Annotated in this window: 12 protein-coding genes; 3 read left to right on the forward strand and 9 right to left on the reverse strand. The window is 69.8% G+C overall.

The features are described 5' to 3' along the window. Both FQ330_RS09265 and rfbB read right to left on the reverse strand, forming a co-directional pair. Positions 1-511, reverse strand: a 511-nt coding sequence (locus FQ330_RS09265) for a dTDP-4-dehydrorhamnose 3,5-epimerase family protein (RefSeq protein ID WP_146357001.1), incomplete at its 3' end; no start/stop codon positions are given. A gap of 15 nt (positions 512-526) precedes the next feature. Further along, positions 527-1,525: a dTDP-glucose 4,6-dehydratase gene (gene rfbB / locus FQ330_RS09270; protein WP_146357004.1), complete on the reverse strand. Its 999-nt coding sequence runs from the start codon at positions 1,523-1,525 to the stop codon at positions 527-529. Positions 1,526-1,653: 128 nt separating this feature from the next. Here rfbB and FQ330_RS09275 point away from each other — a divergent pair, with 128 nt between their 5' ends. Further along, a complete protein-coding gene (locus FQ330_RS09275) occupies positions 1,654-2,898 on the forward strand; it encodes a glycosyltransferase family 4 protein (RefSeq protein WP_146357006.1) in 1,245 nt (414 codons plus the stop codon). Positions 2,899-2,903: 5 nt separating this feature from the next. Here the strand turns inward: FQ330_RS09275 and wecB are convergent, their stop codons facing one another. The 4 genes from wecB to FQ330_RS09295 form a co-directional block, all read right to left on the reverse strand. Next, positions 2,904-4,040 (reverse strand): non-hydrolyzing UDP-N-acetylglucosamine 2-epimerase, encoded by a 1,137-nt coding sequence (gene wecB / locus FQ330_RS09280; protein ID WP_263970126.1) that lies wholly within the window; start codon positions 4,038-4,040, stop codon positions 2,904-2,906. 17 nt (positions 4,041-4,057) lie between these two features. Continuing rightward, positions 4,058-4,909, reverse strand: a complete 852-nt coding sequence (locus tag FQ330_RS09285) for an ABC transporter ATP-binding protein (RefSeq protein ID WP_146357010.1) — start codon at positions 4,907-4,909, stop codon at positions 4,058-4,060. After that, positions 4,896-5,858: an ABC transporter permease gene (locus FQ330_RS09290; RefSeq protein ID WP_192575901.1), complete on the reverse strand. Its 963-nt coding sequence runs from the start codon at positions 5,856-5,858 to the stop codon at positions 4,896-4,898. Before FQ330_RS09290 ends, FQ330_RS09285 begins: the two co-directional genes overlap by 14 nt. A gap of 70 nt (positions 5,859-5,928) precedes the next feature. Beyond that, the gene (locus tag FQ330_RS09295) at positions 5,929-7,737 is read right to left on the reverse strand and encodes a glycosyltransferase (protein ID WP_192575902.1); all 1,809 of its coding nucleotides are present in this window, start codon (positions 7,735-7,737) and stop codon (positions 5,929-5,931) included. 33 nt (positions 7,738-7,770) lie between these two features. Between FQ330_RS09295 and galU the strand changes: the two genes are divergently transcribed. Beyond that, positions 7,771-8,664, forward strand: a complete 894-nt coding sequence (gene galU, locus FQ330_RS09300; RefSeq protein WP_146357016.1) for a UTP--glucose-1-phosphate uridylyltransferase GalU — start codon at positions 7,771-7,773, stop codon at positions 8,662-8,664. Between the two features lie 74 nt (positions 8,665-8,738). Beyond that, positions 8,739-9,077 carry a histone-like nucleoid-structuring protein Lsr2 gene (locus FQ330_RS09305; RefSeq protein ID WP_146357018.1) on the forward strand — a complete coding sequence of 113 codons (339 nt, stop codon included), beginning with the start codon at positions 8,739-8,741 and terminating at the stop codon, positions 9,075-9,077. 121 nt (positions 9,078-9,198) lie between these two features. Here FQ330_RS09305 and FQ330_RS09310 read toward each other — a convergent pair whose 3' ends face one another. The 3 genes from FQ330_RS09310 to FQ330_RS13645 all read right to left on the reverse strand — a co-directional run. Next, a complete protein-coding gene (locus tag FQ330_RS09310) occupies positions 9,199-9,894 on the reverse strand; it encodes an SGNH/GDSL hydrolase family protein (protein ID WP_146357020.1) in 696 nt (231 codons plus the stop codon). Between the two features lie 33 nt (positions 9,895-9,927). Then, on the reverse strand, positions 9,928-11,295 hold the full coding sequence (locus FQ330_RS09315; protein WP_146357022.1) for a maltokinase N-terminal cap-like domain-containing protein: 1,368 nt from the start codon (positions 11,293-11,295) through the stop codon (positions 9,928-9,930). Between the two features lie 80 nt (positions 11,296-11,375). Next, a partial coding sequence (locus FQ330_RS13645; protein WP_192575903.1) for a fibronectin type III domain-containing protein occupies positions 11,376-14,079 on the reverse strand: 2,704 nt, incomplete at its 5' end.

Raw genomic sequence — 14,079 nt, forward strand, 5'->3', positions numbered from 1 at the left:
CGCTCAGCTCGGCCTGCTCGAGCGGGATCGGCCAGGCGATCGCGGCGGTCGGGTCGGCGAGGTTGAGGAACGTGTACTCGCTCTGCGCCTCGGCCGACCAGTGGTCGTTCACGAGGTACGAGTAGGCGGTGTCCTCCTCGAGCGCCTGGAACGAGTTGCCGACGCCGCGCGGCACGAACACCGCGATCGACGGGTCGATCTCGATCGTGAACGTCGCACCGAACGACGGGCCCTCGCGCAGGTCGACCCACGCGCCGAACACGCGGCCGGCGGCGACCGAGATGTACTTGTCCCACGGCTCGGCGTGGATGCCGCGGGTCACGCCCGCGGTGGCGTTGAAGGAGATGTTGTTCTGCACCGGGCCGAAGTCCGGCAGCCCGAGCGCCAGCTGCTTCTCGCGCTGCCAGTTCTCCTTGAACCAGCCGCGGTTGTCGCCGTGCACCGGCAGGTCGATCACGAGGAACCCCGGGATCGGGGTCTCGCGCACCGCGAGCTGCTTGCCCGTCTGCATCAGTCGCCCTCGGTCTCAGTGCCCGGCCTGGGCGTACTTCGCCTCGGCCTCAGCCTTCTGCTTGCGCCACCACGGCTCGTTCGCGCGGTACCAGTCGATCGTCGACGCGAGCCCCGCCTCGAAGTCGGTGAACGCCGGCGCCCAGCCGAGCTCCTCGCGCAGCTTCGTCGCGTCGATCGCGTACCGCATGTCGTGGCCCGGGCGGTCCTTCACGTGGTCGAACGCATCCGGCTCCTGCCCCATCAGCCGCAGGATCGCCTGCACGACCTCGAGGTTCGAGCGCTCGCCGTCGGCGCCGATCAGGTACGTCTCGCCGATCCGGCCCGACTCGAGGATGCGCAGCACCGCCGAGGAGTGGTCGTCGGCGTGGATCCAGTCGCGCACATTCTCGCCCGCCCCGTACAGGCGCGGCCGCACCCCGTCGATCACGTTCGTGATCTGCCGCGGGATGAACTTCTCCACGTGCTGGCGCGGACCGTAGTTGTTCGAGCAGTTCGAGATCGTCGCCTCGAGCCCGAACGAGCGCACCCACGCGCGCACCAGCAGGTCGGAGCCCGCCTTCGTCGACGAGTACGGGCTCGACGGGTTGTAGGGCGTCTCGGGCGTGAACTTCGCCGGGTCGTCGAGCTCGAGGTCGCCGTAGACCTCGTCGGTCGAGATGTGGTGGAAGCGCGTGCCGTGCTTGCGCGCCGCCTCGAGCAGCGTGAACGTGCCGATGAGGTTCGTGTGCACGAACGGCGACGGGTCCGACAGCGAGTTGTCGTTGTGCGACTCGGCCGCGTAGTGCACGACCGCGTCGGCGTCGGCGACCAGCGCGTCGACGACCTCCGGGTCGGCGATGTCGCCCACCACGAGCCGCACCCGGTCCTCCGGCAGGCCCGCGAGCGTCTCGCGGTCGCCCGCGTAGGTCAGCTTGTCCAGCACCACCACGTCGTGATCGGTGTTCGCGACCGCGTAGTGGACGAAGTTCGAGCCGATGAACCCGGCGCCGCCGGTGACGAGGAGCTTGCTCACTTGACGAGCATATAGATGTCGCGTCACGAAGACGTGTGGCGTCGCAGGCCCCGATACCGTAGGGCGGTACCCCGCAACTACGATCTGGCAACGCCGAACATGTCAACCGCCGAAAGACCGTCGCTCTGATGCGCATCCTGCTGCTCTCTCACTACTTCGAGCCGGAGGACGGCGCGCCGCAACGCCGCTGGCACGCTCTGCTGCAGCGCTTCGTGCAAGCGGGACACGAGGTGCACGTCATCTGCCCCCCTCCGCACCACCCGACAGGACGGATGGCCGCGAGGCACCGCAAGACGGCGGGCAAGTACCGCTACCGGGCCACCGAGTACGGCGCCAATATCTACCGCGTCTCCTACCTCTGGCACAACGGGCACATCGCAACGCGCACGCTCGACCATCTCTGGGTCGCGTTCGCATCGATGCGAGCGGCCTTCGCTCTTCGATTGATCAGGGGATTTCGGCCTGACGTGGTCATCGCAACCGCGCCAGGGCTACCGACGCTCCTGGCCGGTCATAGCGTCGCGCGGCTGCTGCGGGCGCCGCTGGTTGCCGAGATGCGCGACGCCTGGCCGGACCTGGTGTCCTACACGCCGGGACTCGTGCGTGGTCAGGGGTTCATCGGACGGTTCAAGCACCTCGTCCACGAGAAGGTCACGAGCCTGCAGCAGACAGCCGCGCATGTCGTCACGACGACGAGCGGGTTCGCGGAGGTACTGCGCCTTCGAGGCATCGAGCGTGTCACCGTCATCCGGAATGGCACGCTGCTGCGGCAGTACGAAGCGCTACCTCCCAGAGAGTCGGATCATCCGGAGCTCCGCGTGCTCTACATCGGCACGATTGGTCGAAGTCAGGGCCTCGATGTGCTGCTTCGCGCCGCATCGCGGTTGCGAGAGGCGGGCCTTCCCGCTTCCGTCCGCATCGTCGGTTCCGGAGCGGACATCCCGCGTCTGCGTCGCCTGAATGCGCAGCTCGGGCACCCGGTCGAGCTCATGCCACAGGTGCCGGCGTCGGCCGTGTTCGATCACTACCTGTGGGCGGACACCTGCGTGGTATCGCTTCGCGACTGGGAGCCCTTCAGCTGGACCGTGCCCTCGAAGCTCTACGAGCTGATGGCAGCGGGCCGCCACATCAGCGCACTGGTCGCCGGCGAGTCTGCCGACTTGGTCATCGAGACCGCTTCAGGCGACGTGGTGTCGCCCGGTGACGACGAGTCGCTCGCGCGACTCTGGACCGAGCTCATCCGTGACCCCTCTCGTCTACAGCGTGACGGTGGCGGACGCGCATGGATCGCGGAACACGTCGACTTCGATCGCATCGCCGAGCAGTACCTCGACCTGCTCGATTCGGTCTCCGAACGCGCCGCCGCATACTGAAGCCCTCAGGCGGGCACGAAGTCGGCCTCTCGCTTGCCGGTTCCGACGAGCTCGGCCATGGCAGCCACGGCTCTGCGACTCGCAAGTCCGTCGCCGTACGGGTTTGCGGTGTTCGCCATCTCTGCGTATGCGCGTGGGTCGTCGAGAAGCCTCAGCGTCTCGGCCACGATGCGAGCCCGATTCGCTCCCACCAGACGGACCGTGCCAGCGGCGAGCGCTTCGGGCCGCTCCGTATTGTCTCGCATGACGAGCACCGGCTTTCCCAGACTCGGCGCTTCCTCCTGGACTCCGCCTGAATCCGTGAGCACCAGCTTGGCTGCGGCCATCGCCTTGGTGAAATCGGCGTACGACAGGGGGGCGGTCACTGCGACGTTCTGGAGATGCTCGACGCGCGGGATCACGGCGTCCCGCACCACTGGGTTGCGGTGTAGGGGGAGCAGTATGGTCACGTCGGGTCTGGCTAGCGCGATGTCAGCAAGGGCGCTTCCGATGGCGGCCATGGCGTCGCCCTGGTTCTCGCGACGGTGGGCGGTAGCGAGGATGATCGGCCGGCCCTCTGTCAACAGTGCATCCAGCGCCGGGTCATCCGAGGGGCGCACCCATCGAGAAGCGGTCAGGAGGGCGTCGATCACGGTGTTGCCGGTGACCCTGACGCGATCGGGATCCACGCCTTCCCGCAGGAGGTTCTCTGCCGCATGAGCTGTCGGTGCTAGATGCAGGCGACTGACCTGCGAGAGCAGCCTCCTGTTCGCCTCTTCCGGGAACGGTGAGTCGAGGTCGCCCGTCCGCAGACCGGCCTCCAGATGCACCACTTTGATGCCCCGATTGAACGCAGCGAGTCCCGCTGCCATGGCGGTCGAGGTGTCGCCTTGCACGACCACCAAGTCCGGACGTTCGATGAGCATCACGTCATCGACACCGTCGATCGCGCGCGCAACGATGCTGTTCAGCGACTGTCCCGGCCGCATGAGGTCCAGGTCGTAGCGCGGAACGATCTCGAACAGCGAATTCACCTGGTCGAGCATCTCGCGGTGCTGGCCCGTCACCACTGCCGTCGCATCGAACCGCTCGTCGTCCTCGAGCGCGGCGATCAGCGGTGCCACCTTGATGGCCTCCGGTCGCGTGCCGTAGACGACTGCCACCTTCGTCGCTGCCGCGCTCACTGCTCCTCGGCTCCAAGGGCGATCGGGGGAAAGGAGTCCTGCGCACGGGCGATGGCCCCGGCAGCGGCGTCAGTCTTGTTCTGGGCGAGACTGTGCGCGTAGTAGCGGTACAGGGCGGCGACCTCTTCCGCCGGACCGTCAGCGACGAGCAGCCCGCGATCCAGCCACAGCGCCCTCGTGCACATCTCCTCGATCGTCTTCGCCGCATGGCTGACGAGGAAGACTGTTCCGGCCCGAGTGATCAAGTCGTGCATCGCTTCCTTCGATCGCTCCCCGAAGGAAGCGTCACCTGTCGCCAAGGCTTCGTCGATCATGAGGATCTCCGGGTCGGCTGCGACCGAGATCGCGAAGCGCAGCCGTGCGCCCATGCCTGAAGAGTAGGTGCGCATCGGTTGCCGGATCGCGTCGCCGAGCCCGGCGAGCTGCTCGATCCGCTCCTTGGCGAAGTACGCGTCGTCTGGCGACATCCCCATCGCGAGCGTTCCGAGCCAGATGTTGTCCTCACCTGAGAGATCCGGTACCAGGGCGGCACTGACGCCGAGCAGCTGCGGCTGCGCCGACGCGACTACGGTGCCGGATGTCGCCGGCTGGAGGCCTGCCAGCACTCGCAGCAGAGAGCTCTTGCCCGATCCATTGAGCCCGACAAGCCCAACCATCTCGCCCTCTCTCGCGGCGAGGGACACTCCTCGGAGCACGGGCCCCGTGACGGACGAGCGCGAGCTTCGACGAAGCGGCGATCGGCGCTCGGACCGTTGCACGGTATAGCGCAGTCGGATGTTCTCCGCCGCGATCGTGACCTTCGGGTCGTCGCTCAGATGCCACGCGTCGACGGGGTTACTCGCGCCCATATCGCTCCTCGTCGCGCCAGAAGAGCGCGAATCCAACGGTCAGCAGCCCAGCGGTCCACAGCAGCAAGGAGAGCCATTGGGATGCAGGAGGAGCGCCCCCGTCGATCAGCGCCGTCCTGTACATGTCGAGCACGAGATAGATCGGATTGGCCTCGATGATGGCCAGGGCAGTCGGGTGCTCGATGAAGCGCTCGATCGGGAAGATGACCGCCGACCCGTACATCAGGAAGCGCGTTGCGAAGCTCATCGCCTGCGCGAGGTCCGGCAGCAGCGAGCCGAGCCAGCCGAACAACAACGCGAAGCCGAGGTTCATCGCCGTGTGGAGAGCCAACAGGACGGGGAAGAAGGACCATGAAGCGGTCGGCAGCTCGTGAGGAGGGATCGCCATGAGCGCGATGAACATGACACCCATCGCGGGGAAGGCGACGAAGAGCTCGCGCAGCACGAGCGAGGCCGCCAGCGCAGCTCTGGGGAACGCGAACGCGCGGATCATGGGCTTCGAGCTGCGGATCAGCGTCGCGCCGCCGGTGATCGCATGGCTCGTCAGCTGGAACATGAAGACGCCGACGAGGATGAACGCGACGTAGTTCGAGCTTGTCTCTCCAAGACGCAGCAGCAACCCGAAGATGACCCAGTAGAACGCCGCGTCCAGGATGGGGCGCAATATGAACCAGCCCATGCCAAGACGCTCGTTGGAGTACTTCGTCAGCGCCTCGCCTCGGGCGCCGGCCCAGATGAAGTGCCGGCGATCCCAGAGCTCTGTGGCGTACTCGCGGAGTGGAGGGCGGCTGCCGACTCGTCGCAGATGGCTCAAGCTGCCGTATCGGTCCTGCAGCTCGCTCCGCATGGGCGCGGACAGCAGCGCGTCCCCGGCCTGGCGCGTCGACCAGGCGCGACGCCACTGAGATCGGAGGCCTCGAGTCTCAGGGCGCTTCGGCGTTCTGGTCATCGGATTCCTGAGCATTCGTTGGAGGCGCTTCCTGTTCGGTCAATCCTCGCACACGGCGCCACGGCTCCCGTTACGAGGCGCGCACGTCACCACGGCCATCCGCTCTGGCCCCGATGACCGCGAACCCTTCTCGATATGTCGAGCCAACAGCAGCCCAAGTCCTGCCTCTGGCGCGCTCGAGGCCCAGCTCGACGAGCTTCGCCCTCACACCGCCATCTGAGGCGAGCGTGGTGATCTGGTGGGCAAGGGCCGATGCATCGCCCGCGGGCACTGCAGAGCCGGCCCTTGCGAGCACCGGACCGATGATCTCGAGGAGCGGCGCCAGTGCGCTCACGATCAGCGGCCGGCCGCTGGCCATAGCCTCGATCGGCTTCAGCGGCGAGACAGTGCGTGTCACCTCGAGATCCAGCCGCGGAACCACGACGACGTCCAGCGCGTCGCGGTACAACGCGGCGGCGCCCCGGTCGACGCGACCGGTGAAGACGACGACGCCGGTCAGGCCGGCTGCCGTGGCCCGGGCCTCGAGTGCCTGTCGAGCGGTGCCCTCGCCCACCAGCAGCACGCGCACGTCCACCCCATCGGAGCGCGCCATGCGCACGGCATCCAGCAGGACGTCGAAGCCCTCATAGTCCACGAGCGATGACGTCGAACCGACCCAGAACCCGTCGCGCGGAAGCCCGATCACTGCGCGGGCGTCCGGCGGCGTCCGGGCGGAGCGGTCGAGCAATGCAGCATCGATGGCATTCGGCACGAGCTCGATGCGTCCCCGAGGAACTCCTCGCTGCGCCAAGTCATCGCGCATGCTGCTCGACAGCGTGAAGACGATGTCTGCGGCGTCAGCGAGTTCGGCCTCCCGCTCGCGGGTCAAGCGGAAGCGCTCGCTCGAAGACGCGCGCTGCCGAGCCTCCTCGCTGCCGAGCCCCGCGACCCAGGTCTGCTCGAGCATGCCCCGCACCTCGTACGCCCAGGGAAGGTCGAGCGCCTTCGCGACTTCGCGAACGACGATCGCGTTCGGGTAGTGCGTCGTGGTCTGCAGCGCGATCGGCTGCACCCGCCCGGCCAACGACAGCAGCGCATCCGCCTGCTGCGCGAGCCGTCCATCGGGGGTCGCGGGGAGGTGGCGGGGCAGTGCGCGGTAGTACTCGATGCCGTCGACCACGTCGAGCGCCGCGGCGCCGATCCCACCCACGACCACCGGGTAGCCGACGCGCGTCATCGCGGTCGGCGCGAGGCCCGCCTCGCGCTGCGCCATCAGCACCGCGTGCGACCGGACGGTGTAGCCGGACTGCGTGTGGGGGAGGGAGTTCGTCAGGAGGTGCAGGACGCCCGACCACGGCTCGCCGATGGGGGCGCTGCCGCCCGCGTCCCAACGTAGCCGCGTCCCGGGCGTCATGAGCGCCAGCTCGGCGCGCAGCACGCGATGGAGGCGTGTCCGCGGGGCCCCGTCGGCGAGGAGGGAGATCGCCTTCGAGGCCTCGCCCAGCTGCCAAGCGGCGCGCGCACGGGCGACCGGGTGGACTGCCGGATCGTCGGCGATCAGCTCTGGACGACCCGACGCGTGCGCGATCTCGGCCGCCAGGCGGCCGAGCGAACCTCTTGTCGAGAGCTCCTCGAGCATCGCTCGTGTGGCGGTGAGGTCGCCCGAGAGCCAAGTCCGGGTGAGCTCGCGCTCCGGGCCTCCCGCAGCACGAGCGAGCGACAGCAGGGCGCTGCGAGCGCGAGGGAAGCGTCGTGCGATCTGCACCCCGAAGGTGAGCGGGTCCTCCAGCAGTGAGCGCGACGCGGTGCTGCTCGCCATCGCGACGTTGTGCGCCAGGCGCGAGGCTCGACGGGCTCGACCCTCTTCATGCATCCCGTCACGCGCGCCGACCTCAGACATGACGGCAATTCTTCCACCCACTAGCCTGACCCCATGCCGCATTCCGTCACCAAGGTCGTGATTCCTGCTGCGGGCCTCGGCACGCGATTCCTCCCGGCGACCAAGGCGCTCCCGAAGGAGATGCTCCCGGTCGTCGACAAGCCAGCCATCCAGTACGTGGTCGAAGAGGCGGTGCGTGCCGGATTGCCCGATGTGCTGTTCGTGACCGGGCGGAACAAGAATGCGCTGGAGAACCATTTCGATCGCGCGACGGAACTTGAGGGCATCCTCATGAAGAAGGGCGATGAGGATCGCCTCTCGCGCGTCGCCGAGTCGACCGATCTGGCGAATGTGCATTATGTGCGGCAGGGAGACCCGAAGGGGCTCGGGCACGCTGTCCTCCGATCGAAGGCTCACGTGGGCGACAATTCGTTCGCCGTGCTGCTCGGCGATGACATCATCGACGGCCGCGACCACCTGCTCGAGCGCATGCTCGAGGTGCATGACGTGCGCGACACCTGCGTCGTGGCGCTCATGGAGGTCGACCCGTCGCAGGCGCACCTCTACGGGATCGCCACCGTCGAGGCGACCGATGAAGACGACGTCGTGCGCGTCCGCGGCCTCGTCGAGAAGCCCGAGAGCGGCTCCGCGCCTTCGAATCTGGCGATCGTCGGGCGCTACGTGCTGAAGCCCGAGATCTACCCGGTGCTCGAGCAGACGCAGCCCGGCCGCGGCGGCGAGATCCAGCTGACGGATGCGCTGCTGACGATGGCCGAGGACGACTCCGACGGCGGCGTGCACGGCGTGATCTTCCGCGGCCGCCGCTATGACACGGGCGACCGGCTCGACTACATCAAGGCGAATGTCGAGATGGCGACCGAGCGGGAGGACATCGGCCCCGGCCTGCGCTCCTGGCTCAAGGAATTCGCCGCTGCTCTCGACGACTGAGCCTTTCCTCATGTACCCCTATTCTTCGTAGGCTCGGAATAGGTGCAGCGAGCTGAATGCGCTACCTTTTGCGCATGGCAAAGAAGACCTTGGTCCAGCTCGTCGATGACTTCACGGGTGACGCGATCGACGACGGCGCAGGCCGCACCGTGCGCTTCGCATTCGATGGAGCCGAGTACGAGATCGATCTCAACAATGCGCACATCGAGGAGTTCGAGAACGACCTCGAGCGCTACATCCGCGCCTCGCGTCGCGTCTCCGGCCGCCGCAAGACGTCGAACGCGTCGCCCAGCCGTCGCGGCGGCAGCAGCGAGACCGCAGACATCCGCGAGTGGGCGGAGTCGCAGGGGCTGAAGGTCGCGACGCGCGGCCGCATCCCGGCGGACATCGTGGAGCGCTACCGGAATCGGTGATGCTGTGAGTGTGTGAGGAGGGCCGCCCGGTGGGCGGCCCTTCTTGGTGGTCTCGTGACGCGTGCCGAGCTGCGCCCGGCGCGCTCCTCGACCAAGCGGGAGGTGGCGGGAGCAGCAGGGCTCACCCCAGCAGCTCGTCGATGCGGGCCGCGATGAGCGCGAGGCCCTCCTCGTCCGGATGGAGGTCGTCCGGCGCGATGAGGTCGGGACGGCCGGCGAAGAGGTCGCCGAGGTCGAGGTACTCGGCGCCAGCGGACGTCGCCTCGCGCTCCACGAGGCGGCGCAGCTCCACCAGCGACTGCGGCGTGGGGGAGTCGTCCCAGAGCGGCGAGGTGACCACGAGGCGGGCGTCCGGCAGCTGCTGCCGCAGCTCGCGGTAGAAGGCGACCACCGCGGGCTCGAGGTGCTCCCGCGCCAGGTCATTGCGCCCGCCCGACACGATGACGACGTCGGGAGCGTGCGCCGCCGCATCCGCCAGCATCCCGACATAGGCGGTGCAGCCAGCCGGAGGGCACAGGCCGTCGGCGCGGCCGGTCGCGTAGCCGGTGCCGGGGATCGCCAGGTTGACCACGCGCCAGCCGCGGCGCTCGCCGAGGATCGCGGGGAAGCCGCTGCCGTCGAGCGACGTGCCGGTGCCGACGGTGTAGGAGTCGCCCATGAAGACGGCGACCGGGGCGTCGGGCGGGAGGGAGGCGTCGGGCATGCTGCTCGTCTGCGGGTCGGGGGATGCGGTGGGGCGCGGCCAGAGGGCGATGGCCAGCAGGAGGGCGAGGGCGGCGATCGCGGTGAGGGCGACTGCCTTCGTGCGGCTGGTCATGGTCTCGATACGCGCCCGGACTTCGTCCGGAAGCTACTCGACCATCGGGGGAGGAGTGACCAGCGGGGGAGGAGTGACCAGCGCGCGCACGGCCTCCAGCGGGACCGGCAGCCACGTGGGGCGGTTGCGCACCTCGTAGACGACCTCGTAGAGGGCCTTGTCGAGCAGGAGGGCGCGCAGCACCGGGTCGTCGGGATCGACCGGGCCCGCCTCCTCCGCGTAGCCGGCCAGGAACTCCGACTGCCGCTGGAAGACCCAGTCGCCCGCCGACGCGCAGTCGGCGTCCGGCAGCTCCTGCAGCGCCGAGCCCGCGGCGTAGTCGAACGAGCGCAGCATGCCTACGACGTCGCGCAGCGTCGGCTCGCGCACCGAGCGCTCGTGCATCGGGCGCAGCGGCTCGCCCTCGAAGTCGAGCAGCAGCCAGCCGCCGTCGGCGCCGCGCAGCACCTGCCCGAGGTGCAGGTCGCCGTGGATCTGCTGCAGCTCGCCGATCGAGGTGATCTCGCGCAGCCGCGCCGCCGCCGCGTCCAGGCCCTCGTCGAGTCCGGCGAGCGCTTCGGCGGCCTGCTCGCGCGCCCACGCGAGCCGCTGCTCGAGGCCCGTGACGAACCGCAGGGTGTCGGACTCCGTCGCCGCTGCCGTGCCGAGCGCATCCGCCAGGTCGTGGTGCACCGTCGCCACCGCGGCGCCGAGCGCCCGCGCGTCGGGCAGGTCGCGCTGCTCGCCGCGCAGCGTCGCGAGGGCGTGCTGGCGGAACAGCTCCCATGCGTCGTCGGCGCCCGCGACGAACTGCGAGACGGCCAGCAGGTGGCCGGTGACGAACGCGTCGCCGGCCGGCCAGGTGCCCGCGAGCGACGCGAGCAGGTGCGGCACTCGCCGGCAGCCGGCGCGGGTGAGCGCGCCGGTGACCACCACGTCGGGGTTGTCGCCGGGGGAGACGACGCGGAACACCTTCGCGATCCAGGTGCCGGCGCCGCCGATGATGGAGGTGTTCGACTGCTCGCCGGCGATGACGCGGATGCCGCCGGCCGGCGCGGGCGCGGAGGTCGCGTCGCCCGCGAGGCCGTCGACCTCGCGCGCTCCGGCTGCCACGTCGAGGATCGCCTGCACCGCCCGGCGGTCGGCGCAAGCGTCGACGAGCCAGCGGCCGGTGAGCTGCGCGATCGGTGAGGCGCCCGGCTCGTCGCGCCAGGCGACCGGCACCTGCAGCAGCGTCTCGCCCGCGCGCAGCAGCAGGATCGCGGCGTCGGCCTCGGGGAGGTCGTAGCGCTGCTCGAGGGAGACGTCGAGCTGCTGGCCCTTCGACGGGTACCAGCGGGTCGTGGGCATCCACGCGGCGATCGCGTCGACGACCGCGGGGGCGTCGAAGCTCGGAGCGTCGGGCAGGGTGGTCGCGCTCATGCGGGCCATCATGCCGCGCGCACTTGGACGTGGGCTGGCCGTCGGAGCGGAGAAAGCATCGTCATCTCCGCCCAGCGGCGCTACTGCACGAGTGCGCGCAGTTGTTGTGCGACTGCGTCGTTGATGGAGTTGTGGTCGCCGAGGACGATGACCTGGTCGGGTTGGAGTCGCTCGATGGCTTGCTGGGTTGCACCGGGGAGTGTGGCCTGCTGGCTGAGGAGGACGGGTGCGCCCTGGGCGCCGGCGAGTGCGGCGCCGGCGAGCGCGTCGGGGAACTTCGCGCCGGAGGCGACGTAGACGCGGTCGGCTTCGGGGAACTGGGCAGCGATCAGGCTGGCGGTCTGGTAGCGGTTGCTGCCTGCGATGCGGGTCGTGGGGGCGTAGGCGTGGAGCGAGCTCATGACGGAGGCGCTGACGGATGGGGTGCCGCCGAGGACGACGATCCTGTCCGGGTTCAGCCTGCCGAGCGCCTGGCTGACGCTGCTGGGAAGGCTGGTCGGGTTCGTCAGCAGCACTGGCGAGCTGGTGGCGCCGGCGAGGGAGGCGCCGGCGAGCGCGTCGGGGAAGTTCAGGCCCGAGGCGATGTAGACGGTGCCGACGTCGGTGCCGAAGGCGCGGGAGATCTCGGCGGCGGTGGCGTAGCGATCGGCGCCGGCGATGCGGGAGACGTTGCCGTAGGCGTCGAGCTCTGCTGCGAGCGCGCGGGAGAGGGTGGGCTCGCCTCCGAGCAGCACGATGCGCTGCGGTTGCAGCCGTTCGAGCGCTCGCGCGGTGGCGGTCGGGAGGGTGTCGCGCTGGGAGAGCAGCACGGGTGCGTCGCGCTGCGAGGCGAGCGCTGCGCCTGCGAGCGCGTCGGGGAAGTTCGTGCCCGAGGCGATGTAGACGGTCTCGACACCGGGCGCGAACCGCTCGGCGATCGCGGCGGCAGTCTCCCATCGGGAAGAGCCGGCGACGCGCACCAGCGCGTCGAACGGCGTGACGGCGGCCGACGCGGTCGAGGCGGGTGAGGTACCGGCGGCGTTGACCGCGACGACCGTGAACGTGTAGCCGGTGCCGTTCGCCAGACCGGTGACCGTGGCGGTCGTGGCGCTGCCGGGGACGGTCGCGGTGCGACCACTCGGGCTCGCGGTGACGACGTAGGAAGTGATCAGCGAGCCGCCGTTCGATGACGGGGCGGACCATCGGACCTCAGCAGACGAGACTCCGGGGGTGGCGGTGACCGAGCTGGGGGCGCTGGGAACGGTGCGTGGAGTGACGGCGGCCGACGCCGTCGAGGCGGGTGAGGTACCGGCGGCGTTCACCGCGACGACGGTGAACGTGTAGCCGGTGCCGTTCGTCAGACCGGTGACCGTGGCGGAGGTCGTGCTGCCGGAGACGGTCGCGGTGCGGCCACCCGGGCTCGCGGTGACGACGTAGGAGGAGATCGACGCGCCGCCATTCGACGACGGAACCGCCCAGGTGACTGCAACGGACGTGTCGCCGGGTGTCGCCGCGACAGCCGTGGGAGCGCTGGCGACAGTGCGGGGGGTGACAGCGGCGGAAGCGGCCGAGGCGGGAGAGCTGCCGGCGGCGTTCACCGCGACGACCGTGAAGCGGTAGGACGTGCCGTTGGTGAGGCCGGAGACGGTCGCGGTCGTCGAGGTGCCGGCGACCGTGGCTGTGCGGCCGCCGGGACTTGCGGTGACGATGTAGGAGGAGATCGCGGCTCCGCCGTTGGAGGCCGGGGCGGCCCAAGCGACCGCGGCGGAGCCGTTGCCAGGGGTGGCGCTGACTGCGCTCGGCGCGCCGGCGACGGTGCGGGGCGTAACCGCGGACGACGGGGCCGACGCAGGGGAGTTGCCGGCGGCGTTGACCGCGATGACCGTGAATGTGTAGCCGGTGCCGTTGGTCAGGCCGGTGACCGTGGCGGAGGTCACGCTGCCGGGGACGGTCGCGGTGCGACCGCCTGGGCTCGCGGTGACGACGTAGGAGGAGATCGTCGAGCCGCCGTTCGATGCCGGGGCGGACCATCGGACCTCAGCAGAGGATGCTCCGGGGGTGGCGGTGACCGCGCTGGGGGCGCTGGCGACGGTGCGGGGGGTGACAGCGGCGGAGGCGGTCGAGGCGGGTGAGGTGCCGGCGGCGTTGACCGCGACGACGGTGAACGTGTAGGCGGTGCCGTTCGTCAGGCCGGTGACCGTGGCGGAGGTCACGCTGCCGTCGACGGTCGCGGTGCGACCGCCTGGGCTCGCGGTGACGACGTAGGAGGAGATCGGCGAGCCGCCGTTCGACGACGGAACCGCCCAGGTGACGGCTGCGGAGGTGTTGCCGGGTGTCGCCGCGACAGCGGTGGGAGCGCTGGCGACGGTGCGGGGGGTGACGGCGGCGGAGGCGGCCGAGGCTGGTGAGCTGCCGGCGGCATTGACCGCGACCACGGTGAACGTGTAGGCGGTGCCGTTCGTGAGGCCGGTGACCGTGGCGGTCGTCTCAGTGCCGGTGACGGTCGCGGTGTGACCGCCCGGGCTGGCGGTGACGACGTAGGAGGAGATCGCCGCTCCGCCGTCGGAAGTCGGAGCAGTCCAACTGACCTCTGCCGATGCATTTCCCCCTCGAGCCAGGACTTCTGTCGGCGGCGTCGGGGGGGCAGGGACGACTCCATTGACGACGTTGACGGTGTTGTCGAAGCCGGCCTCTACTCCGGGTGGTCCGTAGTTGCCGCGCAGGTCGCGCAGTTGACCGACGGAGAGGTGCCAGGCGCCCGGTGCGGCGCCTTGCGGGATGGTCGCGGTGCCCTCCCACCAGCCG

Source organism: Agrococcus sediminis, assembly GCF_007923295.1.
Lineage (GTDB): Bacteria > Actinomycetota > Actinomycetes > Actinomycetales > Microbacteriaceae > Agrococcus > Agrococcus sediminis.